This is a genomic window from Schaalia canis (genome assembly GCF_003858455.1).
Taxonomy (GTDB): Bacteria; Actinomycetota; Actinomycetes; order Actinomycetales; family Actinomycetaceae; genus Pauljensenia; species Pauljensenia canis.
The window spans coordinates 121199-145971 of sequence record NZ_RQZF01000005.1; the positions used below are offsets into that span (position 1 = coordinate 121199).

The window sequence follows — 24773 nt, forward strand, 5'->3', positions numbered from 1 at the left end:
GCCAAAGTCAGCTCTCTTCAGGGGCGAAGGAAGCGGCGAGGGCCTCGACGAGGTGGGGAACAAGCACAGACCCTTGGCCCACCTTGTCGTCAGAATCAAAGGTACGGGCGCGTAAAGCACACCAGCTTTCCCCTGAACGCAAAACGCCTACGGCCAAACGCACCTCAGTGCGTGCAGGGTGGTTCGAAATGAACTCGACGGCTTCCTCGGGATCGGAAGGAGCTTCGGCTTCAACCTCGGGGGGAACAATGACGCGCTCAACGGTCAACGCTGCCCCGGCAACTTGATCCGGCCACGCCAAATGACCGAGCACATCCTCAAGCTCATCCTCGGGAAGATCCTCCTGAATGACAGCGGACAGGTGCGTATCAGAACCGTCCCACCCTTCGCGGAGAGCCTGGGCAATATCCTCTGGAATATCAGGTTGTGCGATCAGCTCAGCCGTGGGAACAAGCGCGTACAACGAGGGCGCATGATCCCAGCCCGCGCGGGAGGCTGCCTTCTCAATATCGACAACAACATTGGCAAGGGCCACCTGGTTGGCGGTGGGCATCATCGAAGATCCAGAGTCAGTCATGTCCTAATCGTGACACGAGTACGGCAGTGCTGGCGACCTCGCCTCTTTCAGGCACGCATGTCACCCCGTCCTCTCAGACTCAGGACGCCACGGCTCAACAGGGAAGAATAGCCGGGGCCGACTAAGATAGAAGGCAGGAATATTCAAGGAAGAGAGGATGACGCTGTGAGCGCCTTCCCTGGCCCCGGCCCTACGCCGCAACCCCCTCAACCCCCGTCCTCGTCGTCGAATCGACGAGGACTGGGCCCCCTGTCCATCATGATCACCGCAGTGGGTATTTTCGTTGGTATCGTGATCGTCGCATCGAATGTGTGGACAGAGATCCTCTGGTTCGATCAGATGAACGCCACCCGGATTATCTTTACCCGCTGGGGCGCTATCGCAGGCCTCTTTGTGCTGGGCTTCCTGATTGTCTTTGCCCTGACAGCAGCGACTATCCGCCTGGCCTACGCTACTCGACAGCAGGCATCTCGTGGGGACAGCTCGGCAAGCCTACGGGTCTACCAGCAAGCTCTCGAATCATTGAGCCCCGTGATTCTGTGGGGTGTACCTGCAGTGCTCGGTTTACTCAATGGCACGGGCCTTGCAACCCAGTGGCAAACAATGTTGACCTCGGTTAACGCCACCTCTTTCGGGGAAGTTGACCCCGTCTTTGGCTGGGACATCTCTTTCTTCATCTTTATCCTGCCGATGCTCGAACTCCTCACATCCTTCCTGCTTCGCGCTTTCGGCATTGCCCTGATCGCAGCCGTGGTTGTCCACTACATCTACGGCAATATCAGTGCTGTTCCACGCCCCCACGCCTCCAGAGCTGCACGCCTACACCTGGGCGTCCTCGCCGCGATTATTTCGGTTCTGATTGGCGCTCAATACTGGCTGGGGCGTTACGGCCTCCTCACTAAGCAAGGTAAACCCGTTGACGGTGCCATGTACGCAGACATCAACGCCACCTTGCCTGCCCACTCGATCCTGGCAATCATCTCGCTGGTTGTCGCCGCCCTCTTCATTGTTGCGGCCTTCAAGGGAACCTGGCGTCTGCCAGCCGTTGGTGTGGTGGTCACGGTGGTCTCCAGCCTCGTGATCGGTGGCCTCTACCCGGGGCTCATCCAACAATTCCGCGTCACCCCGAACGCCCGCCAGCTTGAATCGCCTTTTATTCAGCGCAATATTGACGCCACTCTCAAGGCCTTCGGACTTGACGACCTCGAATACACGACCTACGCGGCCCGAACGGATGCCCGCCCCGGCCAGCTTCGCGAAGACTCCGAGGCGACCTCGCAAATCCGCCTGCTCGACCCCGCAGTCATCGTCCCCACGGTGCGTCAGCTCCAGCAGTCGCGCCCCTACTACGGCTTCAACTCAGGCATGAAGGTCGATCGTTACACCATTGATGGCGAGCGCCGCGACACGGTCATTGCCATGCGCGAACTGGACCTCAATGGCCTCTCGCCCGAACAGCGCACCTGGGTGAACCTCCACACCGTCTACACGCACGGTTTTGGCGTCGTTGCCGCCTACGGTAATACCGTCACAGGTGATGGCCTGCCCGCCTACTGGGAGCAATCCATTCCCTCCGTTGGTGAAATGGGCGAATACGAACCCCGAATCTACTTCTCGCCCTCAGCACCCCTGTATTCCATCGTGGGCGCGCCTGAAGGCGCAGAACCTCAAGAGCTCGACTACCCCGACGACAATGCCCCTGGTGGCCAGGTGTCGACCACCTTCTCAGGTAATGGCGGCCCCAGCGTGGGGAACCTGTGGAACAAGCTCCTGTACTCGGTCAAGTTCGGTTCCACCGATATCTTCTTCTCCTCACAAACCAACTCCGAGTCGCAGATTCTCTACGATCGTGACCCGTTGACACGCGTGTCAAAGGTTGCGCCCTACCTGACTCTGGAGCAGGACGCCTACCCGGCAGTTGTCGACACGGACGACGATCCTTCCACACCGAAACGCCTCGTGTGGGTAGTGGATGCGTACACGACCTCCAGCAACTACCCCTATGCGCAGCATCAGGCACTTGACCAGGCCACGACTGACTCGCGTTCAACCGCCGTTGGTGACTTCGTCCAGGTCAACACCGTGAACTACATGCGTAACTCGGTCAAGGCCATCGTTGATGCCTACGACGGGTCGGTGCGCCTCTTCCAGTGGGACGAGAAGGATCCAATCCTGTCAACCTGGATGAAGATCTACCCTGACATGATCGAGCCGATCTCCAGCATCTCCGGTGACCTGATGAGCCACCTGCGTTACCCCGAAGATCTTTTCAAGGTCCAGCGTGAACTCCTCACCTCCTACCATGTGCGTGAGGCTGCTGAGTTCTACACCGGCGGCGACCGCTGGCGTCTGGCCCAGGAAACCTCGACGGTGAACCAGCTCAACAAGCAGGAAGGTCAGGCAGCCACGTCTACCGCGCAGCCGCCCTACTACCTGACCATGCAGATGCCAGGCCAAGAGAGCGCAGAGTTCTCGCTGACATCGGTATTCGTGCCCGGCGGCGAGTCGCGCCGTGAAGCAATGGCAGGCTTCCTCGCCGTTGACTCTGAGACGGGGAACGAAGCCGGTAAGGTCCGAGAAGGCTACGGCAAGCTGCGTCTGATTGCCCTGCCGTCCTCAACGACAGTCCCTGGCCCTGGCCAGGTCCAGAATCTCTACGACTCCAAGGAACAGATCGCCTCGCAGTTGAACCTGCTCAACCAGGCTGACTCTACGGTGATTCGAGGTAACCTGCTGACCCTCCCGGTGGGCGGCGGTTTGCTCTACGTCCAGCCGGTGTATGTTCAGGGCACGGGCAGCGCTTCTTACCCGGTGTTGCGTTCGGTGTTGACCTCCTTCGGTGGTCAGGTGGGCTTCGCTCCGACTCTGCAGGCGTCACTGGATCAGACCTTCGGCGGTGACTCCGCTGCGACCATCGCTGGGGAGACTCCCTCTGAAGGCGCTGACGAGGGTGCCGCACCCTTGTCAGCTCAAGATCGACTCAACCGTTCGCTCGTGACAGCGGCCAATGCTATGAAGGAAGCTGACGCGGCTCGTCAGAAGGGCGACTGGGCAGCCTATGGCGTGGCTCAAGAGAAGCTCGATAAGGCGCTCAAGGATGCTCTTTCTGCCCAGGACGCTCTGGGGCAGGATACTTCTGGCGTGACTCAGGCACCGGCAGGTGGCGCTGATGGTGCCCAATCGGGCGCGGGCGCTGCTGCCGGTAGTGCGGGCGTCCAGTCTGGCGGCTGATGAGCGATCTGCGTGATCTGAGCTCATCTGTGTGAGTGAGCGAGGCCGGTGCCCGCCAGGAGTTTCCTGGCGGGCACCGGTGTTTTGCCAGGATGGTGCGGTATTTGGTCGCTTGGGAGCCTTTTTGAGCGCAACAATGACCGATGTCACCGTCTGAGAAGTTGAAGCTGAGCGGTGAAGTCAGTATTGTTAATCAAGCCGACGCGGGGTGGAGCAGTTCGGTAGCTCGCCGGGCTCATAACCCGGAGGTCGCAGGTTCAAATCCTGTCCCCGCTACTAAATGAAAATAGCGCGACATGCTTTGCATGTCGCGCTTTTTCGTGCCCGGCTGGAGATCTTTCGATAGTGTGACACTTGTTGCGCTGCGGAGCACTAGTGACCTTGTGTAACACCTATAGGTGTCATGCTGTGCAACAAGTGCTCCATTGCCCCCGCAAACCCAGCGTTGACGTGTGGCTCAGAAGTGACCGTATCCATCATCAGGTGAACTCTGCGGCGCATGCCGAGGTTCTTCCAGGAAATCCAACCCAGGAACCTTTTTCAGTAGTGTTCCTCTGGATAAACTTGCTCGTATAAAGGCACGCAGGCGAGGCTTAAGCCGGTTTCACAATTCTGCTTGCACCTCTGGTGTGCAGAGAGATCGTGGGCTAAAACCTTCGCGGCGCACCGCCTGCGGGCGACGGTCGACTCTTGAAGGGATGTGATGGGTGTGTTCGGCTGGCTGAGGCGTCGACGCGAGCCGTCGAAGTACGAGCTGCTTGGGCGCTACACGTATGGTCGTCGCCCGATTCGACCGGTAGAGGGTGAGCTTCCCGCCGGGGAGCCTGTTCCCGATGAGTGGCGACGTTTGCCCGTTTTGGCACCGAATGAGCGAGCGGAGTTGATGATCTCGCTCATGAGGCAAACGGTCGGCGAGGTACTGCCTCAGACGCTTGCCTACCTGGAGACACACTGCTCGGACGCAGAGCTGGCCGTGAGCGACGGGCGTTATAGCGTCGTGTACACGGTGAGAACAGAGTCGGGTAGGGACCGCTATTACGGTGGGGGTAATCCTTTGCAGCCCTCGTGGCCTGATGAGCTTGTAGTGGGTGGGATTCGCCAGGTGAGGGGTGTGTGGGACAAGGTTCTGAAGTGCTTCTACGAGCAGACGCATGACGGGTTCTACGTCTTCATGTCGCATGGTTTGGGATTGATTGACCTGAATCAAGTGCATTGTTTGGGTGACTACTATCCCGGCGAGCCGGGGCAGGAGCGTTTCTCGGGGTCTTACACGTTCTACTCGCATGTGACGGGCGGGTATTTGGCGCTCGACATTGATGGGCCCCAGCCTGGCCGCGCGGACATGTGGTGGGGCGATTCTGAACCGGAGTTGGACGTCGACTTCTGGCGCTACTTGGACGAGCAGACAGTTGGCGGCTTCAACCCGCCAGAGGTTGCTCATCTCCTGAAGGGGGTCTGATGGGTGTGTTCGGCTGGCTGGGGCGTCGACGTGAGCCGTCGAAGTACGAGCTGCTTGGCCGCTACACGTACGGTCGCCGTCCGATTCGGCCGGTGGTGGGTGAGGTTCCGGCCGGGGAGCCTGTTCCCGATGAGTGGCGAAAGTTGCCGCTCTTGGCGCCGGTCGAGCGCGTGGAGTTGATGATCTCGCTCATGAGGCGAACGGTTGGCGAGGTGCTGCCCCAGACGCTTGCTTACCTCGAGGAACACTGTGCCGATGCGGAACTGGCTGTGAGCGACGGGCGCTATTGTGTCGTTTACTCCGTGGACTCCATGTCGGGTTCGACGCAGTACTACGGTGGGGGTAATCCTTTGCAGCCCTCGTGGCCTGATGAGCTTGTAGTGGGTGGGATTCGCCAGGTGAGGGGTGTGTGGGACAAGGTTCAAGTGCTTCTACGAGCAGACGCATGACGGGTTCTACGATTTCATGTCCCACGGTCTAGGGCTCATCGATCTGGACCAGGTGCATTGTGTGGGTGACTACATTCCGGGTGACCCATGGTATGAGCGTTTTTCCGGTTCGTACACGTTCTATTCGCATGTGACGGGTGGCTGGTTGACACTCGACATTGAAGGACCCCAGCCTGGCCGCGCGGACATGTGGTGGGGCGATTCTGAACCGGAGTTGGACGTCGACTTCTGGCGCTACTTGGATGAGCAGACAGTCGGAGGCTTCAACCCGCCGGAGGTCGCACACCTCCTGAAGGGCTTGTAATCCTGTTGTTCGCTTGGCATCAGGTGCGGCGCGAGGATGCCCTGTGTCGATGCCGCGCGCGGCAAAGACTCTTGGGTAGGGCGTCTTAGGCTGACACGGCCACGTCAGATTCCCTACTGCCATCCTGCATGAAAGATTTCCCTGCGCGTTACGGTGTTGCACACACCAGGGCAGCCTGGCAGGGAAAGCTCAGCGTGTTGTCAGCGGCGCGGTAGGGTGCGAGGAGCCCAGCGATGTTCTGGCGGATTTGCTCGCGAATGTTCGGTGGATGGCTGATGTATACCGCTCCAATGCCTCCGATGCCCGCCTCAAGACCGCACCAGTAGTCATCCCAAGAGATGTTCCACTGCCACTGGACGAGCTGCGTACTCAGTACGGTGAAGCCTACATCGGTATTGAGTGCTGAGAGTCCCTCACATGAACGTTCAAAGTCGAGGTGTTCGGGAAGACGCGTAGAAGGGGGAGCGTCCTGCAGGGGGTAACGTGCCATTACCTGAGCCATGAGATCACGGTGAGGGAGGAAATCTGAGGTCCACACGCTTGTCAGGATGTGCCCGCCGGGTTGAATAATTCTTCCGAGGCCTGCCAGATGGGAACGTGGATCGGGAACATGGTTGATAACGAAGTTTGCCACAGCGTTGTTGACGCTGTGATCCTTGAAGGTGGATAGCTTGGGCAAGGTGTCGACGACCACGCTGGCAGGCGTGTCCTGCAGTAACTCGGCGGCGAAAGCCGCCATTTCTTCTTCGGGGTCGCAGGCGCGCACGCTGTATCCGGCTTGCGTGGCAGCGAGGGCGAGTGCGCCCGTGCCGCATCCAATATCAGCGACCACTCCCGGCTGAAGATGATCGATGATGGCCGGTATGGTGCCCGCGCAGACGGAAGCAAAGGAGCGATGGTAAGCCTGAGCTTTATTGGCCCAATGAGTGTTCATCAGAGTGTTCCTCCGCAGGTCTGGTGACAACGTGCGTCCCCATGAAATATAGCAATGGGGTGTCGAGGTCGGAGATGCAGTGTCCCTCCGCTATGCCCCACCCCCAGTGGTGATTTACGCAAATGCGGGGTGGGGTGCGTAGCGTTGAGGTATGGATTGGACGCATTTTCTTCTCGGCATCATTGCCTTGTCGATCGGCGCGCTCTGTGGCTGGCTGGCAGCGCGGTCGCGCACCCCGCTTGACGGGCAGGCGCGAGTTGAGGTCCTGGAAAAGACCCTTGCCCTGACCACCCAGGAGCGCGAACGAGAAAACGCCCAGTGGCAGGCTCGTTTAGCCGACGCTCAACGCCACCTTCACACACTCCAGGAACAACACGTCGAGGAAAACCAACGTACCAGCGCGCAGTGGGCACAACGTGTTGCCGCCCTCGAACAGCAGATCGCTGACAATGCGCAGCGGCACTTGGACGAACGCCGCAGAGATAGCACCCAATGGGCCGAGCGCCTGGAAGCCTCTGAACACCGTTTCCGTGAGCAAGCAGCAAAGCACGCCGAGGAACTCCAACGCCGCAGCGCTGAAGAGCTAGACAATGCGGAGGAAGAACACCGTATCCTTGAGGCCCTTGCACCGGTGACCAAACACCTGGACGCTATGGCGGTCAAACTGGCCGACATGGAAAAAGCCCGCGAACAGCAGTATGGGGCGCTTGGTGAGCAGCTTGCTCGTGCTCAAGAAAACGATGAGAAACTCCGCGCACTGACCTCATCCCTTAACGGAGCCCTGCGGAATAGCCGTATTCGAGGCTCCTGGGGTGAAGCACAGTTGCGCAATATTGTCGAAGCTGCGGGCATGGTTGAGCGGGTTGATTTCGACGTGCAGGTCACCCAACGAGGTGATGAATCCACTGGCCGCCCGGATATGCTGATCCATCTGCCGGGGGAGAAGATCATTCCTGTGGATGCCAAGGTCCCCTTCGAGGCCTACATCGAAGCTCAAGGGATTGCTTCTGGTGTCTCCCACGCTCACGATCTTCAACGCGAGCAGCTCCTCACTCAGCATGCGAAAGCCCTGCGCGGACATGTTGATGAACTCGCGAAGCGCTCCTACTGGAGCGCATTGCCCAGCAGCCCTGACTTCGTCATTGCTTTTATTCCTTCAGAAGCCCTCCTTGGGGCTGCACTCGAAACCGATCCCGAGCTTTTGAACTACGCTTTCAGCAAGAAGGTTGCCCTCGTCTCACCTGTCAGTTTGTGGTCAGTGATGCGCTCCATTAACTACGCCTGGCAGCAGCAACTCATTACCGAGGAAGCCAAAGAGCTCTTTGACCTCTCCCGTGAACTCTACGGGCGTTTAGCAACGCTCGGCACACACGCTGAAAGCATGCGCAAAGCAATCGAGCGTTCCGTTAGTGCGTGGAATAAGTTCGCGGGATCCCTTGAAAGTCGAGTACTCGTCACCGCTCGTAAGCTCAATAGCCTAGACGAGGGAACACTCCTGAAATCCCTGGAGCCCATTGAACAGGTGCCCAATGCCCTGGGTGCTCCTGAACTTGTTGGCGCTCCTGAACTCGTGGGTGCTCCTGAACTCGTGGACGCGCCAGCCCAGGAAGTCGTACCTGATTTTCCCGCTACTCCCACCGCCGCAGTAGAGCCGTCCAAGGGCAGCCTGCTGGAATGAGGAACCAACGAGCCCATCTAAGGGATGGTAAAGCTACGCCTGCAGAAACAGGGAATGAGATTCCGACAGGTCAGAAATGAGGACAGAAGTATCAGTGCTGGGATGTTAGCCGCGTACCCAGGTGGTCACCTTCCATCGGGCATCCCCCGATACCTCACGCCAATCGGCATCTGAACGCTCAGGGTCCGGGCGCCACACAGAGGTGTCGATCAGGGGAGCGCGCACCAGGGGCGCGTCAGCGGGCAGGTCGGCGGCAACATCGAGATCTAGGTCCGTCACCACCAGCTCGTCGACGATCTCCATAGCCTCGGCATACACGGTGCCGCCACCTGTCACCCACACGACGTCCACGCCGTCGGCGGCAGCACGCTGGGTGGCCACGGTGAGTGCTTCCCCTAGCGAATGCACGACCTGGGCACCCTCGGCCACGTAATCCCGCGAGCGGGTAATAACAATGTTGAGGCGGCCGGGTAGGGCGCCCCCCAGAGACTCCCAGGAGGCGCGGCCCATGATGATCGGCGCTCCCATCGTGGTGCGCTTAAAGTGTGCGAAATCCGCTGGAACATGCCAGCACATGTCAGTGCCTGTGCCAAGAACCCCCGTGCGGTCCTGAGCCCAAATGCTTGCCACAATCACACTGCCACCGGAGCCTTAATCGTCGGATGATGTTCGTAGCCGTCCACCACTACGTCATCGAAATCGTACTCAAACATGGATGCTGCTTTACGCAACGTCAACGTGGGGAAGGGGTACGGTTCACGCGAAAGCTGCTCGCGTACCTGATCCATGTGGTTGGAATAGATATGGCAGTCTCCACCTGTCCACACGAAGTCGCCAACCTCTAAACCAGCCTGTTGAGCAAACATGTGGGTGAGCAAGGAATACGAGGCGATATTAAAAGGCACCCCAAGGAACATGTCAGCACTACGCTGGTAGAGCTGCAAGCTCAAACGCCCATCATTGACGTAAAGCTGGAAGAAAGCGTGGCAGGGCTCTAAAGCCATCTCTGGTAACGCCCCTACGTTCCATGCCGACACGAGCATGCGCCGCGAGTTCGGGTTCGTGCGCAATGTTTCGAGAACCTGCGAAATCTGGTCAATATGCTGCCCATTCGCATCCATCCACGAGCGCCACTGAACGCCGTAGACGGGGCCAAGGTTACCGTCCTCGTCGGCCCATTCATTCCAAATGCGGATGCCGTTGTCCTGCAACCACCGCACGTTTGAATCCCCTCGCAGGAACCACAAGAGTTCGCCCACGATCGACTTCATGTGCACACGTTTGGTGGTGATGAGCGGGAAGCCCTTGGAGAGGTCGTATCGGAGCTGGGCGCCAAAAAGCGAGGTTGTGCCCGTTCCCGTGCGGTCGCCCTTCTCGGTACCTTCGGTGAGGATTCGCTGCAAAAGATCCTCGTATTGGCGGTCAATGACGGTCACAGTGATCTCCTCTGTTCCACATAGGCCAGCGCGTGACAGCCGAATCCTCTGAGTCAACCCTGCGACTAATAAATGGGGGGCTGATGCTGCGCCTCCTTCCAAGCCTAGCAATGAAAAGGGGCGCAACCATGATGGTTACGCCCCACGGCACAAGTGCCCGATGTCACGCTGTCTGCAATAGCAGTTGCGTCAGTCAGCTACCTGCTCTGAGGTGAACACATGGGTGTAGGGCGTTGCCTTGGCCAGCGTGTGGGCAATGGTGCAGTTGCGGTTAATGGCACCTTCTGCGCGGCGCAGCAGCGCGGCCTTGTCATCCTCACTCAGGGAAGACATGTCCTGGATGAGTTCAACGGTGAAGGAGTCAAATTGATCCGCTTCCTCGTTGTATTCGCCGTCAACAGTGGTGATTTGGGCGAAATCTTCACCAAGGGCTCCTTGCATGCGCACGTCAGAGGACATGGCATTGCAGCCAGCCAGAGCCAACTTCAGCAGATCACCGGGGGTGAACTCACCTTCACCAGAGCCAATAGCGACTTCCGCGCCGCGCTCATTACGGGCGATGTAGCGGCGGGTGCCGACGCGTTCTAGATGCAGGGCCATCTGAGTCTCCTTGTCTGTTATTCACTCGACGAGTTGGCATTCACTTGACGTGTTGGGTGCACAATGCCGTAGAACTAGGGAGAAATTTTACTCCGATGATGTGAGCCAATGCGCGGCAAACTCTTCTTCTTGGCGCACAAGGGATCCCAGGTGTCCCTCAATCATCTGCTCGATTCGACCCCCCATGAAAGGGATTGAAACAGTTAACTCGCCGGTGATTGTGCGTTGGGTGACGCCATTTTCTTCAATGCACTGCGACTGACTGGTCATGCGAATTGGGAGGCCAGGGAAATCCCCGACGGCAGTACCAGACAGTGTCGAACCTGACAGTGGTTCCCATGTTTCCGTCAGGGTGATTACCGTGTCTGCTGGGACGAAACGATTGGCGGGTTCGGGAAGGAGGGAAGCGTCTAGGGGAATGCGCGCGATGATGGACGAGGGGTTTGCGGGGGCAGCCTCGACCTTTGCGTTGACTCGGGCGGCAGCGAAGCGCCCCTTGGTGTACTCCACGTCGGTTAGCATGGCAGCCACTGTTTCCAGGGGGGCCGGGTAGGTAATGGTGTGTTCAAAACGCATAGGAACTCCGAAACAGTGGGGGACATTCTTTACAGTGGGCGAGGCCCTACTACAGTGGGGCTATGCGTAGTCTGAAGCAACTGGTCGAGAGTGCCACGGCAAAACCACTGCCCGAAGAAGATCTTAACTGGCTTCACCTTCTTCTTGCCGACTGGCAGGTCTTGGCTGACCTTGCGGCAGCGGACCTCGTGCTGTGGGTCCCAACGGATCAGGGGCGCTTTATTGCGATCGCTCACTGCCGCCCGGGTACGTCCTCGACTGTGCATGTGGATGACATTATTGGGCTGTATCTCCCCTCTGCACGTGAGGCAGCCTTGCGTGAAGCGATGGAAACTGGCGAGGTCGTTCGCTCTGCGACAGCACGCTGGGCGGGCACCTACACCGTGAGCGAGGTGTGCGTCCCTGTCTACCGAAACGGGCGAGTGATTGCTGTGATTACACGGGAGACGAATATTGCCTCGCCTCGTTTGGCGACGGGATTTGAGCAGTGGGGGCAGCGAGCCTCCGATCAACTGTGCGCGATGATCGCAAGGGGGGAGTACCCCTACGATTCCACGCCGGCGACTGCCGTCAGTGGCGCTCCGCGTGTGAGTGACGGCGTGATCGTCATTGACCGTGACGGCGTGATTTTGCATCGCACGCCCCCAGCGGTGTCGTGTATGCGTCGTCTGGGTATTCGTCATTCGATGACGGGGCGTATTCTCGCTGAAGAAATCACCGACGTGATGATTGATTCACCGACGGTGGATGAGGGAACCCCTCTGGTGATTATGGGGCGAGCGTCATGGACGACGGAGATCGCCGCTCATTCGTCCTCGATCACGATGCGTGCTCTTCCCCTTTTGGAGGATGGCACGCGGGTGGGTGCCGTGATTCTTACCCGTGATGTTTCGGAGAAGCGCTTGCATGAGCAAGAACTCATTACGAAGGACGCGACTATTCGCGAGATCCACCACCGGGTGAAGAATAATCTCCAGCGTGTCTCTGCGCTGTTGCGCCTCCAATCGCGGCGTTCGGATCAGGAGGCTGTGAAAGTGGCGTTGGCTGAGGCTGAGCGCCGGGTGCAAGCGATTGCGACGGTGCATGAGGCCTTGTCTCAGAACGTTGATGAGACCGTGAACTTTGACGAGGTCTTGCGTTCCATTTTGCGTATGGTGGGCGCAGTGTCCTCAACGGATCATGCTGTTGAGGTTATTACCTCTGGCAGTTTTGGTAGCGTGGGCGCCGATCACGCACAAGCTTTGGCGACGATCCTGAATGAGCTGGTAGCAAACTCGATTGAGCACGGCTTGAAGGATCGTGATGGCACTGTCTGGGTTGATGCTGAGCGAGTGAATGGCTCGCTGGTGATTACGGTGACGGACAATGGTGCGGGTTTTGAGCCGGGGACGCCGATGTCTGGTTTGGGAACTCAAATTGTTAATCAGATGGTGCGTGGGGAGTTGCGCGGCACTATTGAGTGGTCGTTGCGACCTGAAGGGGGCACGATCGTCACCTTGCGTGTGCGTGACGGGCAGGGATAAGACGTCCTTGGATGTGTTGTGGAAACACTGTGGGCCCGCACCGTGCGTGATTCGCACAATGCAGGCCCACAGTAAAAGAGGGGTAAACCTCGTGTCAGGAAGCGCGGCGTGCGCGGGCGGTGCGGCGCTTGAGAGAGCGTCGCTCTTCCTCGCTCATGCCACCCCAGACTCCTGAATCCTGGTTGTTTTCGATCGCCCACTGTAGGCAGACCGCTTTAACGGAGCAGTTATTGCATACGGCTTTCGCTTCGGCAGCCTGTGCAACAGCAGGTCCGGTATTCCCAATAGGGAAGAAGAGTTCAGGGTCGACGCTTAGGCAGGCCGCTTCACTCCGCCAGTCCATGGTGGTGTACTCCGTTCACACAATGAAGTCTCTGTCGGTGGGACAGATTCTTGGTAAGAGGCAAAAACAACTAGCGTCAAGTCTTGTCTATTCGGGCGGGCCAAGCAATAGTAATGAGAAGGAAACTCTGCGTGAACGGTGTGTAAATCGTCACGTTGGCGAAGCGGTGGTGAAACGGGCCTCATCACGGCGTTTTATCTTCAACAAGCAGGCAACGTTCCAGCCTTCCTTGACGAAAAATTATTCCACTTCGAGCGTCGCCAGAAGATCGGGCAATCCATGGATGTGCTCCGCCTGCTTTCATCGTAAGAGCGCGGCTGACTTCCTCGCGCACCCCAAGGGCAATAATCATTGGCGAGGGCGAAGCCGCAAGCTGGGTCCACTGTTGAGGCAACAAGAGAGTGGGCGTCCCTGCGTCTGCCGTATCGAGGAGGCCAAGAGCTGCGGCTTGCGCAGGAGCATCATCACTGATGAGGGTGATTTCCCCACCGTCAGGTAGACAAAGAGGCTCCAAGGAAGCGCCAACGAGTAGACGGGCCTGCGGGCCGCCCTCGCTACCATGTGGGGCAGAGCGAGAGTCCCTGTGAAGCTCGTCGTTAAAGAGGTGTGATGGCGGGTGGGAGTCAGAACGGACGCACCATGGGCGTGGCGATGTAGAACGCGAAGCAGAGTGGACGGCAGAGTGTGAAGGCGGGACGGCGAGGCTAGGATGGAGCTCCAGCGGAAGCTGAACCTGGGTCCATGTATCTGTGCTGGTATTCATGGGGGGATCTGTGGCGTCTTCAGGTGCGCTCACAAGGAGGGCTCGTCCGGGGATCGCCTCGGTTGGGTGGGCGCGCGTTGCACCAATGCGTTGGAGTTCGTGGTCTGTGTGGGCGAAAAGAAGGCGATAGTTCATCACTCCGCTTTCTCGATCCCACAAGCTGGGTTGCTCGGGGTGGCCGATGACTAGTGTGAGCTTGTGGGTTTGCGCGGTCTGCAGAAGGTGATTCCACAGGTTATGTGCGCTGGCTCCGCCAATATCGCGTTCGAGTGCGCGTAGCAGCATGGATTGATCTTCAATGGCGATAACGCTGGGGCCGTGAGCTTCAGCTTCGTGAAGCAGATGAGCGACGCTGACTCCATCACTGATGGGGAGCAGGCTTGCCGGTCGGCCCCAGGCGGGCTGAGCGCGAAAAGCGTGTTCACTGTGTTCCCAGATACGGGGGTCAACACTACACACATGCAGGGGGAGCATTTCTGATGCGGCAATGGCGCTGGCAAGGGCCCTGACCGATGCGGCTAAAGTGGCACTATTGCGGCGGGATCCCTCCAGGCGAATATGCCCTCCGATCCACCGTAAAGCGCAGTGGGAACCGTTCGCGATGCCGTCAACGAGGCCGATGGGCAGGCCCTGCGAAGCACTTGTCGCTGGCATCGCCTGCCACGGCAGGCGTTCGGGCAGATCTTGTGCCCAGAGCCTTGGAATGCTGCGGGTGGATGCGGAGGTATCGCGCCACTGTCGGGTGAGTTCGGTGATGACACTTGAGGGGTCACGGATCCATGCGCATTGAATCTCCCCGACGTCAGACAGAATGGCTCGCCCAGGAATCCGTGGCAAATGAGCGGCCTTTGTGCTGTTAATGAGCAGTTGTGAGGCGGATTCTTCTCGACAACGCAGGGCAAGGCGGAGGTCAATATTGGCAAGCAGTCCTGCGGTTAGGGTGCTGTCTGGCCGCTGGGTGGCGAGCAGGATGTGGAGTCCAAGGGAGCGGCCCTGCGCTGCCAGGCTCATGAGGAGCTGGAAGGCTTCGGGATGCTGGGTGGAGAGGGCAGAAAACTCATCGCAGGCCAGGAGAACCCTGGGCGGAGCGGGGCGCGAGCACTGGCCGTTTTCCGCTGCGGCCTCCCACTGCTTGAGGTCACTGAAGCCAGCCTGAGCAAGGTCATGTTCACGTTGTCGAAGTAGAGTGCGTACCCCGATGAGTGCCCGTTCAGTTTGGGCGGGATGAAGGTCAGTGAGAGTGGCTTCCACGTGGGGGAGTTGAGCGAGGGAAGAGAAGGTGGCACCCCCTTTGTAGTCAATGAGAATCATGCGTAGGTGTTCGGGTGAGTAGCGTGCAGCTAAGCCGGAAATCCATGTCAGGAGGGCGACAGATTTACCTGAGCCTGTGGTGCCGACAATAACCGCGTGAGGGCCCTGCGCGACCATGTCAACGCTGACTGTGCCCGCAGGACCAACACCGAGCGCGGTCGCGAGCGCGCCAAGGGGATAGGGCGATTCTGGCAGCGACGGGAACCCCAGAGCATCGGCCTCGACACATTCGGGAAGAGCGCCCGAATGTGGAAGGTCAGTGTTGCTGCGAAAACATTGTTCGATCCATGTCCACGACGCAGGCGTTTCGGCAGGCAGCGGGTAGTCCCACCACGCCCCAAGCTCATCAATGTCGCGGCCAATTCCCATATGGGCAACACCGGGTGTCCACTGATCGACGCAAAACGGGCACTCTGATGAGGCGAGAAGATGAAGCTCTCGGCTGCCATTGCCACAGACAAGTGTCAGCGGAACTTGGGTGTTTTCGGGTGTCGAGGCCGTGGCTCCACCATGGGAGTTCGTGCGGGCGGAAGAAAACTGCCGTCCACTGGGAAAGAAGGGAGCGCAGGCAGGATCGACGTTGATCGTGCATCCTCCCGAAGGGAGGCTGAGAAAAGCTACCCAATAGAGGGCGCTGCGTAAAGGATCGTCTCCCTGAAGGGCGGGAAAACGGCAGTAGTGTCGTGAGGGAGTGTGCCGCAAGGAGGAAGGGAGTGCGCTGCCCTCGTTCCAGAGGTCCACAACAAGGCTGGAACGTCGTTGAGGGCGGCGCGACGGCAGAGCCCCAGGTAGAACCCCAGGTAGAGCCCGGAGTAGAGCCCGAGGCCACGCCAGGGGCACGGCAGGGGGCAGCGCCGGGGTGAGTGACGGCTCCAGCGGTAGTGGCAGGACAAGGGGAGTGGGGGAGAAGGTGTGCTGACCAGCACGCGTGGCTGCGTGGCTTGTCATATGTGCCAGGGTCAACAGGAGCGCGGCAGGATCGCTCCAGATGCGCGCATTGAACTGCGCGGGGCGCTCCCGGCGTCTGTGTCGCCAAATCCCTGCCGCGACAATGACAGCAGCGGTGACAACCAATAATGGCACCGCCAGCCACATCGTTGATGGAGTCTCAGGAGAAGGCCCCCACGCGCTAAAGACGCGACGTAAAGAAAGCGTTAGGGAGACAATAAGCATGACAGCCCCCAGCAGAGGCATGAAACGCATCCGCGAAGGGGAGGCTTCTGATGGGGGTGCTACAGGGACGGGAAAAAGCGTTGGTCGTGCGCGTAGTTCCCAGTGCGACGAACCCACTTCCACAACGTGACCGGACAGCATCGAACGAGGCCGACGCGGCACTAAAGAACTGCCCAGTCGGCGGCCTCGTAACGCGCTACCGTTAGCTGATCCGCAATCATGCACACGCACCTGCCCCTCAAGTGGGCGCATCAGCAGATGCTCGCGGGAAATGAGGGGATCTGTCACAGCGGGACTACACCGCCCGAAGATGAAACGAGCATGAGAAGTTGGGGAGGGAAGAGGAAGAACAGCGCCGCGATCAGGCCCGTCCACACAGGCCAAATGCCACGTCGCCGATAGGGCGTCGCGTGAAGCGCGGACATTCTCTAAAACGCTGTCAGTAGTCACCCCTTAAGTCTCCTCATGCGGCATTGTTGAGAGAAAAACATGTGACGGCCCTGTGGATAAACCCATTCGCCTCCCCCCGCTGTGGATAAGTGACACTGCTGGGCACGCACGCACAAGAAGAACACAAGACGACGACAAGAAGGCCGCGCCCAGCGTGAAGGCTCTGCGAGAATGACACAATGGAGTCCATGCACGCTGACGATTTCATTCTCAATGCCTCATCCGTCGAACATTCCCAGCAGGCGGAGGCTATCCCTGAAGAGGCTCGCCGCCAGCATGCCGAGCTCAGCGCACAGATCGAACGCCTGCGCCATGAGTACTATGACGCGCTCGCGGCTTCAGACGGCGGAGAAATTGAGCTCTCTGAATCAGATGCCGCTTATGACGCGCTCTTTGAGGACCTCAAACAGCTAGAGGACCAATTCCCCGCGCTCGTTACCTCGACCTCGCCCACACAGACAGTGGGGGGTTCGCGCACTAATACCTTCGCTGAGGTCCCCCACGACATTCCCATGCTCAGCCTTGACGACGTGTTCAGCGTGGAGGAAACCCACCAGTGGTACGACCGCTGCCACAATGGCCTCGGTGTTGACAACCCGCAGGTGTGCGCCGAGGTGAAGGTTGATGGCTTGGCTATTTCCATCCTCTACGTGGACGGAGTGCTCACGCGCGCCGCCACCCGAGGGGACGGTCGTGTGGGCGAGGACGTCACCGCTAATGTGCGCACGATCGCCAACGTTCCCCACCGCCTCACAGGACAGGCAATCCCGCGCCGTATTGAAGTCCGTGGCGAGGTGTTCTTCCCCACCGCAGACTTTGAGGCCTTCAATGCTGCACGTGCAAAGAGGGGCGAAAAGACCTTCGTTAACGCGCGTAATGCGGCTGCCGGTTCCCTCCGGCAAAAGGATTCCACTGAAACAGCCAAGCGCCCCCTGGCAATGGTCTGCCACGGTATTGGTGTGTACGAGGCTGCCGCTGATGCTCCCGAGGAGTACATCCTCCCTGATTCCCAGCACGCCTGGTATGAGCTGCTAGCCGGTTGGGGGCTGCCGACCTCGCCCTATACGCGCCTTATTTCCTCTCACGCTGACATTGACGAGGTCATCAGCTACTACGGTGCGCATCGCCATGAGCTCTCCCACGAAATCGACGGCATGGTGTTCAAGATCGACTCGCGCCAGTATCAGGCCTCCCTGGGTACCACTTCGCGCGCCCCGCGCTGGGCGGCGGCCTATAAGTATCCGCCGGTGGAGGTCCACACGCGCCTGCTCGACATTCGTACTCAGGTGGGGCGCACCGGACGCGTCACCCCCTATGCGGTGATGGAAAAGGTGCTGGTTGCCGGATCTCATGTCTCTTCAGCGACGCTGCACAATCAAGACGAGGTCAAACGTAAGGGCGTGCTTATTGGTGACATGGTGATCCTGCGTAAAGCAGGCGACGTCATTCCTGAGATTTTGGGACCCGTTGAAAAACTCCGTGACGGTTCCGAACGCGCATTTGTCATGCCCTCGCACTGCCCATCCTGCGGCGCTGAACTGGCACCGGCAAAGGATGGGGATGTGGATGTGCGCTGCCCGAATCAGGCGCATTGCCCGGCGCAGATCACGCAGCGTTTGACCTTCTTGGGTGGACGCTCAGCTTTCGATATTGAGGGTTTGGGTGAAGAAGCTGCGCTTGCCCTGACTCAACCGGAACTCAACCGAGCCGAGGTCATCTCCGCGCTCATCGCCGGGGAGCCGGTGCTGCTGGCCCCCACAGAAACAGAGGATCTACCGCCGGTAGTTCGCGTAGAGGCAGAGGAACTAGCCGAGCGCCATCATAGTGAGTTGGCGGCTCTTGCTGAGGCCCTGCTGCCCCCTGCACAGACCCCGGTTCTTTCCTCTGAAGCAGACATTTTTGACCTGCAAGCCCAGGACGTGCGTGACCTCTACGTCTGGAAGCGTGCAGCCTTCCCCCAAGCCCTACGTGAGTACTACGGGGTGGAGGAATCCTGGCGCCTCGTGCGGGCATTTTGGTCAACAGGTAAGCGCCTCAAAGGCAAAGACACCTTCCGCAAGAACCAGGAAACCCGCCCCACCAAGGACATGCTCACCATGCTGGAGGAGCTGGAGAAGGCCAAGACCCAGCCCCTGTGGCGAGTCCTCAACGCCCTCTCGATCCGCCACGTCGGGCCGACCTCAGCTCAGGCTTTAGCCGACCACTTCACCTCCCTTGAGGCCATTCGCGCAGCCTCAGTGGATGAACTTGCTCAGGTGGAAGGAGTGGGCCAGATTGTTGCCCAGTCCGTTCATGACTGGTTCACCGTCGACTGGCATCACAAGATTGTGCAGCGCTGGGCGGACTCGGGTGTGCGTATGGCCGACGAGGAAAAGGAAGCCCTGGAGCAAACCCTTGCCGGTCTGACTATTGTCGTGTCCGGCTCGATGCCCGGCTATGACCGTGAGGGCGCGAAGGCGGCGATTATTGCTCGCGGTGCGAAGGCAGCAGGATCGGTGTCGAAGAAAACCTCCCTGCTGGTGGCCGGGCCGGGTGCCGGCTCGAAGCTGGCAAAGGCCGAGGCTTTGGGCGTGCCGGTGGTCGATGAGAATGCCTTTGACACCCTGCTTGAGCAGGGGCTAGAGGCTGTGCTCGCCCAATAAGGCGCAGGTACGTTGGGGAAGAGCGCCCACCCACACGCCCAAGGAACGGCGCGTGTCGCCCTCGTCCTTCGGGCGCGTGACGGGGGTACTTAAAGGCGCTTAGACGATGACGCGGAAGGGCTGAAGGAGATTCTCCAACACGCGTGTCATCATCGAACGCTCGTCCCATTCGTCAATGGTGAGCTTACGTGCGGTGGTGAGGTCATTGGCGAAGATTTCCTCCATGCGCGCGGCCAGCTCGCGCGAGTGGAACTGCATATTGACCTCGAAATTGCCCAGCATCGATAGGCGATCAATGTTTGCGGTGCCGATCGTGGACCACATGCCGTCAACCGTCATGGTCTTGGAGTGAACCATCGCGTGACGGTAGAGCCAGATTTCTACGCCTTCACGCAGGAGTTCCCCGTAGTAGGGGCGTGCCACCCAGTCGGCCATAATGTGGTTGGAGTACTCGGGGATGAGCACCTGCACCCGGACTCCGCGCCGCACAGCATTAACCAACGCTTGCAGGATTTCTCGGTCGGGAATGAAGTAGGCCGAGGTAATCATAATGTGGTTGCGGGCCCGATCCATGGCGTCAATGTAGAGGCCACGCACGGGGTAGAGCAGGCGAGAAGGTAGATTGAAGGCGGCGGTAATCTGGGAGTCCCATGCCTTCGCACCACGGTCGGGCAGCGAGGGCTGACGGCGGTTTTTGAAATGGTTCCAAAAATCCGCGAAGCCATTTTCAAGTTCCCACACGGCCGGGCCGGTAATGCGCACATGGGTGTCACGCCACTCGTAGCCGAAAGGGTCGCCAATGTTGTAGCCGCCCACGAAGCCCACCGCAGAATCCACGACGAGAATCTTGCGGTGGTCACGTCCGGTTTTGCGCATATTGAGCGTGAACATGCCAGAGCGAATCTCGGGAAAACGCAGGACGTGCAGTGTTGGCAGTGCCGGGAAAAGATAGAAGCTGGGGGCTTGGTTGAGCACGGCGAAGCCGTCGTAGATGGCGTAGACCTTCACGCCGCGCCGTGCTGCGGCAATGAGCGCTGACTTGAAGCGTTGGCCGGTTTCGTCCGAGCGCCAAATGAAGGACTCAAAGTAGATGGTGTCGGTGGCGTTATTAATTGCCTCCAGCATGTCGGCGTACAGTGAGGTTCCCTCGGTGTAGATGCGCACCTCGTTGTTGTGCACCTGCGTGTCCGAGGGCGGCAGCGTCGGGAAGCCTCGTAGGCCACCGGGCACGCGGCGTCGGCGCATGCGGTCAACAGCATGCACGGTCACGACTGCGGCGGCTTGGGCGACGGCAATGCCCACCCCGGCTTTCTTGAGCAGTGACCAGCCATTGTCGGCGTTCAGTGAGGTCCAGGAGCGTCGAGGCATACATCAAGCCTAAAGGGTGGAGGGTGAAAAAGGCTGGAAGTGGCGAGGAACGCCAGAGGATATGTGCTTGGGAACAGCCAGTGTGGGTAGACTTGGCCCCATGTCACGCATCAGTACTGACGAGGTCGCCCGCGTTGCCGGTCTGGCCCGAATCGCCCTTACGCCGGAGGAGATTGAAAAAATCGCCGGCGAACTTGACGTTATTGCTACCTCCGTTGCGAAGGTCTCTGAAGTTGCTACTCCAGATGTGCCTGCAACCTCCCACCCTCTGCCGCTGACGAATGTATGGCGTGAGGACGTGGTGGGGCAGACCCTGGACCGCGACGAAGTGATGGCTCAGGCTCCCGCTCATGAGGATGGGATGTTCCTGGTGCCGCAGATCTTGGAGGAAGACTGATGAAGGAAATGCTGCGTAAGTCCGCCGTTGAGCTGGCAGCGATGCTGGCCGCAGGCGAGGTGACCTCCGTGGAACTGACCACCGCCTGCCTGGATCGTATTGAGGCCCTCAACCCTCGCCTCAACGCCTTCTTGTATGTGGACCGCGAGGGCGCCCTGGCTACTGCCGCCGAGATTGATCGCCGTCGCGCCGCTGGCGAAGAACTGCATCCCCTGGCGGGTGTGCCCATCGCTTTGAAGGACAATATGGTTGCGCGTGGTATGCCCACCACCTGCGCCTCGAAGATCCTTGAAGGCTGGGAGCCCCCGTACGACGCCACCGTCGTTGAGCGTATAAAGGCCGCTGGCTTGCCGATCGTTGGCAAGACCAATATGGATGAGTTCGCGATGGGGTCTTCCACCGAGCACTCCGCCTACGGCCCGACCCTGAACCCCTGGGATACCGGTCGTATTCCGGGCGGCTCCGGCGGTGGTTCCGCTGCTGCTGTCTCTGCCTTCATGGTGCCTCTGGCTCTGGGCTCTGATACGGGTGGCTCCATCCGTCAGCCCGGCGCGGTCACGGGAACCGTGGGCGCTAAGCCCACCTACGGTGCGGTGTCCCGCTACGGCTTGGTGGCCATGGCTTCCTCCCTCGATCAGATTGGCCCTGTGACCCGCACGGTCGCTGACGCTGCTGCGCTGACTGAACTCATTGGCGGACACGATCCGCTGGATTCAACCTCCCTCACTGACGAGGTCCCAGCCCTGAGCGCTGCTACCGCTGCCGTCCACGAGGCTGGCACGGTGAAGGGCCTGCGTGTGGGTGTTGTCCGCGAGCTCACGGGCGAGGGCTACCAGCCTGAGGTTCAGGCAGCATTTGATGCCACCGTTGCCCAGTTGCGCGAGGCCGGAGCGGAAATCGTTGAGGTCTCCTGCCCCTCCTTTGAGTACGCTCTGTCGGCCTACTACCTCATCATGCCCGCCGAGGTTTCTTCGAACCTGGCCCGCTTTGATGGCATGCGCTACGGGATCCGCGTTGAGCCCACCGAGGGGCCCGTCACCGCTGAGCGCGTGATGGCTGCTACCCGCGAGGCTGGCTTTGGCGACGAGGTTAAGCGACGCATTATCCTTGGTACGCACGTTCTGTCTGCCGGATACTACGACGCCTACTACGGTTCGGCTCAGAAGGTCCGCACCCTCATCCAGCGCGATTTCGACCGCGTCTTTGAGCAGGTTGACGTCCTTGTGTCGCCCACCGCTCCGACGGTCGCCTTCGAATTCGGTTCGAAGATGGATGACCCGATGGCCATGTACCTCAACGACATTGCCACCATCCCGGCTAACCTCGCTGGTGTGCCTGCCATGTCGGTGCCCAACGCTGTGGCTGATGGCCTGCCCATCGGTTTCCAGATCATCGCGCCGGCTCGTGGCGATCTGAAGATGTATGAGGTCGCTCAGCTTGTGGAAGACCTCAGCGGTGACATTGCTGGCCAGTGCCCTGCTCAGACCTGGGAGGAAAACTGATGACTGACCTGATGGACTACGCAGACGCTGTTGCCAACTTTGATCCGGTCCTTGGTATTGAGGTCCACGTTGAGCTCGGCACCGCCACCAAGATGTTCGACGCCGCCCCCAACGCTTTTGGCGGCGACCCGAACACCTACGTCACTCCCGTGTCGCTGGGCCTGCCCGGCTCCCTGCCTGTGGTCAACCGCACAGCCGTGGAGTACGCGATCACCATCGGCCTGGCTCTGAACTGCAATATCGCAGAATACTGCCGTTTTGCACGCAAGAACTACTTCTACCCGGACCTGACCAAGGCCTTCCAGACCTCCCAGTACGACGAGCCCATTGCCTACGACGGCTGGGTGGATGTCGAGCTGGAGGACGGCACGCTCTTCCGCGTGGAGATTGAGCGCGCCCACATGGAAGAAGACGCGGGCAAGAACAACCACGTGGGTGGTTCGGATGGGCGCATTCACGGCGCCGACTACTCCCTGGTGGACTACAACCGCGCCGGTGTGCCCCTGGTGGAGATCGTCACGCGCCCCATCACGGGCGCTGGCGATCGTGCGCCGGAGGTGGCGCGCGCCTACGTTCAGACCTTGCGCGATATCTTCCGCGCCCTTGACGTGTCTGAGGCCCGCATGGAACGCGGCAATGTCCGCGCCGACATTAACGTCTCTTTGCGTCCTACCCCTGAGTCTCCTCTGGGCGTGCGCTCTGAAACGAAGAATGTCAATTCTTTCCGTGGTATTGAACGCGCTGTGCGCTTTGAAATCCAGCGTCAGGCGGGCATCCTCTCTGAGGGCGGAACCGTCATTCAGGAGACCCGTCACTTCCATGAGGAGGACGGTTCGACCTCGCCGGGACGTGAAAAGTCTGACGCTGAGGATTACCGCTACTTCCCCGAGCCTGACCTCGTTCCCGTTGCGCCCTCGCGTGAATGGGTGGAGGAACTGCGCGCTGGCCTGCCTGAACTGCCGGTGGCGCGCCGTCGCCGCCTGCGCGCCGAGTGGGACTTCTCCGACCTGGAGATGCGCGACGTGGTCAACGCTGATGCCCTTGATCTGATCGAGGCCACCGTTGCCGCTGGTGTGAGCCCAGCATCGGCACGTAAGTGGTGGATGGGTGAACTGTCCCGCCGCGCCAAGGAAACTGAGGTTGCTCTGGCTGATATGGCGGTCACTCCCGCGCAGATCGCTGAGCTGCAGTCCTTGGTGGATTCAGGTCGCCTGACCGACAAGCTGGCTCGCGAGGTGCTTGAGGGCGTTCTGGCTGGCGAGGGCGACCCCACCGCCGTCGTTGAGGCCCGTGGCCTTGAGGTCGTCTCTGATGAGGGTGCTCTCACTGCTGCTGTCCAGGAAGCACTTGATGCCAACCCCGACATTGTCGAGAAGATCAAGGCTGGCAAGGTGCAGGCCGCCGGTGCCCTGGTGGGCGCGGTTATGAAGGCGACTCGTGGTCAGGCTGATGCTGCTCGCGTGCGTGAACTCATTATGGAGATCGTTGGTGCCTGAGTAGGCGAGAAGCCTCGATGCGGGCTTGTGGCGCTGCCCCTCACTGCGGGTGTTCCGCGGTGAGGGGCAGTGCTGTTTCTAGGGGTTGGTGCAGCATCGTGGTGCAGCGTGGTGTGCGTGCGGCTTAGGCTCTTGCGGGGGAGTCGGAGGCGGGGCCGAGTGCCGAAATGGGCGGCAGCATGCCGCCCATTTCGGCGGGCAGGCGCACCAGGCGGCCGTCCTGCACCACGGTGATGCCCAGCCAGCGCCAGGCGCCGTCGGAGGCGCCCAGGATCTCTTGGGTGGCACCGTCGCGGACCACTACCTGGCCTTCCGGCAGGAAATCAAGCTGGGTGCCGATTTGCTGGCCGGTTGTGGTGTCCCAGATGCGGGCGGTGTTATCTCTGCTGGTGGTGAGGATGGTGGTGCCGTCTGGGCTGTAGGCGCCACTGGTCACCGTGTTGGTGTGGCCGGTGAGGGTGTGGAGGGTTTGGCCGGTTGTGGCATCCCAGATGCGGGCGGTGTTATCTCTGCTGGTGGTGAGGATGGTGGTGCCGTCTGGGCTGTAGGCGCCACTGGTCA

The 24773-nt window shown here is 59.9% G+C and carries 20 protein-coding genes and 1 tRNA gene; 11 read left to right on the forward strand and 10 right to left on the reverse strand.

Translation table 11 applies throughout. From position 1 onward, the window contains the following. Nucleotides 1–7: 7 nt before the first annotated feature. Nucleotides 8–556, reverse strand: a complete 549-nt coding sequence (locus EII11_RS06600) for a PPA1309 family protein (protein ID WP_124870513.1) — start codon at nt 554–556, stop codon at nt 8–10. A gap of 279 nt (nt 557–835) precedes the next feature. On the opposite strand from EII11_RS06600, the gene EII11_RS06605 reads away from it, so the two are divergent. The 5 genes from EII11_RS06605 (at nt 836) to EII11_RS06625 (ending at nt 6020) form a co-directional block, all read left to right on the forward strand. Continuing rightward, nucleotides 836–3808, forward strand: a complete 2973-nt coding sequence (locus EII11_RS06605) for a UPF0182 family membrane protein (protein WP_124870517.1) — start codon at nt 836–838, stop codon at nt 3806–3808. Between the two features lie 202 nt (nt 3809–4010). Continuing rightward, nucleotides 4011–4084, forward strand: a tRNA-Met gene (locus EII11_RS06610). A gap of 427 nt (nt 4085–4511) precedes the next feature. Next, nucleotides 4512–5267 (forward strand): hypothetical protein, encoded by a 756-nt coding sequence (locus EII11_RS06615; RefSeq protein WP_124870457.1) that lies wholly within the window; start codon nt 4512–4514, stop codon nt 5265–5267. Further along, complete coding sequence (locus EII11_RS06620; RefSeq protein ID WP_124870460.1) at nt 5267–5716, forward strand: hypothetical protein; 450 nt, start codon at nt 5267–5269, stop codon at nt 5714–5716. Before EII11_RS06615 ends, EII11_RS06620 begins: the two co-directional genes overlap by 1 nt. A gap of 16 nt (nt 5717–5732) precedes the next feature. Continuing rightward, nucleotides 5733–6020 (forward strand): hypothetical protein, encoded by a 288-nt coding sequence (locus EII11_RS06625; protein ID WP_205649255.1) that lies wholly within the window; start codon nt 5733–5735, stop codon nt 6018–6020. A 148-nt stretch (nt 6021–6168) separates the two neighbouring features. Here EII11_RS06625 and EII11_RS06630 read toward each other — a convergent pair whose 3' ends face one another. After that, on the reverse strand, nt 6169–6954 hold the full coding sequence (locus EII11_RS06630; RefSeq protein WP_124870466.1) for a class I SAM-dependent methyltransferase: 786 nt from the start codon (nt 6952–6954) through the stop codon (nt 6169–6171). A gap of 151 nt (nt 6955–7105) precedes the next feature. Here EII11_RS06630 and EII11_RS06635 point away from each other — a divergent pair, with 151 nt between their 5' ends. Next, a complete protein-coding gene (locus EII11_RS06635) occupies nt 7106–8632 on the forward strand; it encodes a DNA recombination protein RmuC (RefSeq protein ID WP_124870469.1) in 1527 nt (508 codons plus the stop codon). Nucleotides 8633–8737: 105 nt separating this feature from the next. Here EII11_RS06635 and EII11_RS06640 read toward each other — a convergent pair whose 3' ends face one another. The 4 genes from EII11_RS06640 to EII11_RS06655 form a co-directional block, all read right to left on the reverse strand. Beyond that, nucleotides 8738–9265, reverse strand: a complete 528-nt coding sequence (locus EII11_RS06640) for a dihydrofolate reductase (RefSeq protein ID WP_276310955.1) — start codon at nt 9263–9265, stop codon at nt 8738–8740. Next, nucleotides 9265–10068 (reverse strand): thymidylate synthase, encoded by an 804-nt coding sequence (locus EII11_RS06645; RefSeq protein WP_124870473.1) that lies wholly within the window; start codon nt 10066–10068, stop codon nt 9265–9267. Before EII11_RS06645 ends, EII11_RS06640 begins: the two co-directional genes overlap by 1 nt. Before the next feature lie 189 nt (nt 10069–10257). Then, a complete protein-coding gene (locus tag EII11_RS06650) occupies nt 10258–10668 on the reverse strand; it encodes an OsmC family protein (protein ID WP_124870476.1) in 411 nt (136 codons plus the stop codon). 87 nt (nt 10669–10755) lie between these two features. Continuing rightward, entirely contained in the window at nt 10756–11244 is a 489-nt protein-coding gene (locus tag EII11_RS06655; protein ID WP_124870479.1) for a DUF2505 domain-containing protein, read from the reverse strand. Nucleotides 11245–11306: 62 nt separating this feature from the next. On the opposite strand from EII11_RS06655, the gene EII11_RS06660 reads away from it, so the two are divergent. Beyond that, the gene (locus EII11_RS06660) at nt 11307–12767 is read left to right on the forward strand and encodes a sensor histidine kinase (protein WP_124870482.1); all 1461 of its coding nucleotides are present in this window, start codon (nt 11307–11309) and stop codon (nt 12765–12767) included. 94 nt (nt 12768–12861) lie between these two features. Here EII11_RS06660 and EII11_RS06665 read toward each other — a convergent pair whose 3' ends face one another. Both EII11_RS06665 and EII11_RS06670 read right to left on the reverse strand, forming a co-directional pair. Further along, nucleotides 12862–13110 (reverse strand): WhiB family transcriptional regulator, encoded by a 249-nt coding sequence (locus tag EII11_RS06665; protein WP_124870485.1) that lies wholly within the window; start codon nt 13108–13110, stop codon nt 12862–12864. A 184-nt stretch (nt 13111–13294) separates the two neighbouring features. After that, nucleotides 13295–16807: an FtsK/SpoIIIE domain-containing protein gene (locus EII11_RS06670; protein WP_124870489.1), complete on the reverse strand. Its 3513-nt coding sequence runs from the start codon at nt 16805–16807 to the stop codon at nt 13295–13297. A 179-nt stretch (nt 16808–16986) separates the two neighbouring features. Between EII11_RS06670 and ligA the strand changes: the two genes are divergently transcribed. Then, nucleotides 16987–19449, forward strand: coding sequence for an NAD-dependent DNA ligase LigA (ligA, locus tag EII11_RS06675; protein ID WP_124870492.1), 2463 nt, complete (start codon nt 16987–16989; stop codon nt 19447–19449). 99 nt (nt 19450–19548) lie between these two features. Here ligA and EII11_RS06680 read toward each other — a convergent pair whose 3' ends face one another. Then, entirely contained in the window at nt 19549–20817 is a 1269-nt protein-coding gene (locus tag EII11_RS06680; RefSeq protein ID WP_124870495.1) for a phospholipase D-like domain-containing protein, read from the reverse strand. Between the two features lie 100 nt (nt 20818–20917). Here EII11_RS06680 and gatC point away from each other — a divergent pair, with 100 nt between their 5' ends. Genes gatC through gatB form a run of 3 tightly spaced genes read left to right on the forward strand, consistent with a single transcriptional unit; the run spans nt 20918 to nt 24212 of the window. Continuing rightward, nucleotides 20918–21214: an Asp-tRNA(Asn)/Glu-tRNA(Gln) amidotransferase subunit GatC gene (gene gatC / locus EII11_RS06685; RefSeq protein WP_124870497.1), complete on the forward strand. Its 297-nt coding sequence runs from the start codon at nt 20918–20920 to the stop codon at nt 21212–21214. Continuing rightward, complete coding sequence (gene gatA, locus EII11_RS06690; RefSeq protein WP_124870500.1) at nt 21214–22716, forward strand: Asp-tRNA(Asn)/Glu-tRNA(Gln) amidotransferase subunit GatA; 1503 nt, start codon at nt 21214–21216, stop codon at nt 22714–22716. Before gatC ends, gatA begins: the two co-directional genes overlap by 1 nt. Further along, nucleotides 22716–24212 (forward strand): Asp-tRNA(Asn)/Glu-tRNA(Gln) amidotransferase subunit GatB, encoded by a 1497-nt coding sequence (gene gatB / locus EII11_RS06695; protein ID WP_124870502.1) that lies wholly within the window; start codon nt 22716–22718, stop codon nt 24210–24212. Before gatA ends, gatB begins: the two co-directional genes overlap by 1 nt. A 124-nt stretch (nt 24213–24336) precedes the next feature. Here the strand turns inward: gatB and EII11_RS06700 are convergent. Further along, nucleotides 24337–24773, reverse strand: a 437-nt coding sequence (locus tag EII11_RS06700) for a WD40 repeat domain-containing protein (protein WP_420820445.1), incomplete at its 5' end; no start/stop codon positions are given.

Excerpts from the sequence above, each read along its gene's own strand:
- EII11_RS06600 (WP_124870513.1), bottom strand. The coding sequence starts at position 556 with ATGATGCCCACCGCCAACCAGGTGGCCCTTGCCAATGTTGTTGTCGAT.
- EII11_RS06605 (WP_124870517.1), top strand. The coding sequence starts at position 836 with ATGATCACCGCAGTGGGTATTTTCGTTGGTATCGTGATCGTCGCATCG.
- EII11_RS06615 (WP_124870457.1), top strand. The coding sequence starts at position 4,512 with ATGGGTGTGTTCGGCTGGCTGAGGCGTCGACGCGAGCCGTCGAAGTAC.
- EII11_RS06620 (WP_124870460.1), top strand. The coding sequence starts at position 5,267 with ATGGGTGTGTTCGGCTGGCTGGGGCGTCGACGTGAGCCGTCGAAGTAC.
- EII11_RS06625 (WP_205649255.1), top strand. The coding sequence starts at position 5,733 with ATGTCCCACGGTCTAGGGCTCATCGATCTGGACCAGGTGCATTGTGTG.
- EII11_RS06630 (WP_124870466.1), bottom strand. The coding sequence starts at position 6,954 with ATGAACACTCATTGGGCCAATAAAGCTCAGGCTTACCATCGCTCCTTT.
- EII11_RS06635 (WP_124870469.1), top strand. The coding sequence starts at position 7,106 with ATGGATTGGACGCATTTTCTTCTCGGCATCATTGCCTTGTCGATCGGC.
- EII11_RS06650 (WP_124870476.1), bottom strand. The coding sequence starts at position 10,668 with ATGGCCCTGCATCTAGAACGCGTCGGCACCCGCCGCTACATCGCCCGT.
- EII11_RS06655 (WP_124870479.1), bottom strand. The coding sequence starts at position 11,244 with ATGCGTTTTGAACACACCATTACCTACCCGGCCCCCCTGGAAACAGTG.
- EII11_RS06660 (WP_124870482.1), top strand. The coding sequence starts at position 11,307 with ATGCGTAGTCTGAAGCAACTGGTCGAGAGTGCCACGGCAAAACCACTG.
- EII11_RS06665 (WP_124870485.1), bottom strand. The coding sequence starts at position 13,110 with ATGGACTGGCGGAGTGAAGCGGCCTGCCTAAGCGTCGACCCTGAACTC.
- ligA (WP_124870492.1), top strand. The coding sequence starts at position 16,987 with ATGGAGTCCATGCACGCTGACGATTTCATTCTCAATGCCTCATCCGTC.
- EII11_RS06680 (WP_124870495.1), bottom strand. The coding sequence starts at position 20,817 with ATGCCTCGACGCTCCTGGACCTCACTGAACGCCGACAATGGCTGGTCA.
- gatC (WP_124870497.1), top strand. The coding sequence starts at position 20,918 with ATGTCACGCATCAGTACTGACGAGGTCGCCCGCGTTGCCGGTCTGGCC.
- gatA (WP_124870500.1), top strand. The coding sequence starts at position 21,214 with ATGAAGGAAATGCTGCGTAAGTCCGCCGTTGAGCTGGCAGCGATGCTG.
- gatB (WP_124870502.1), top strand. The coding sequence starts at position 22,716 with ATGACTGACCTGATGGACTACGCAGACGCTGTTGCCAACTTTGATCCG.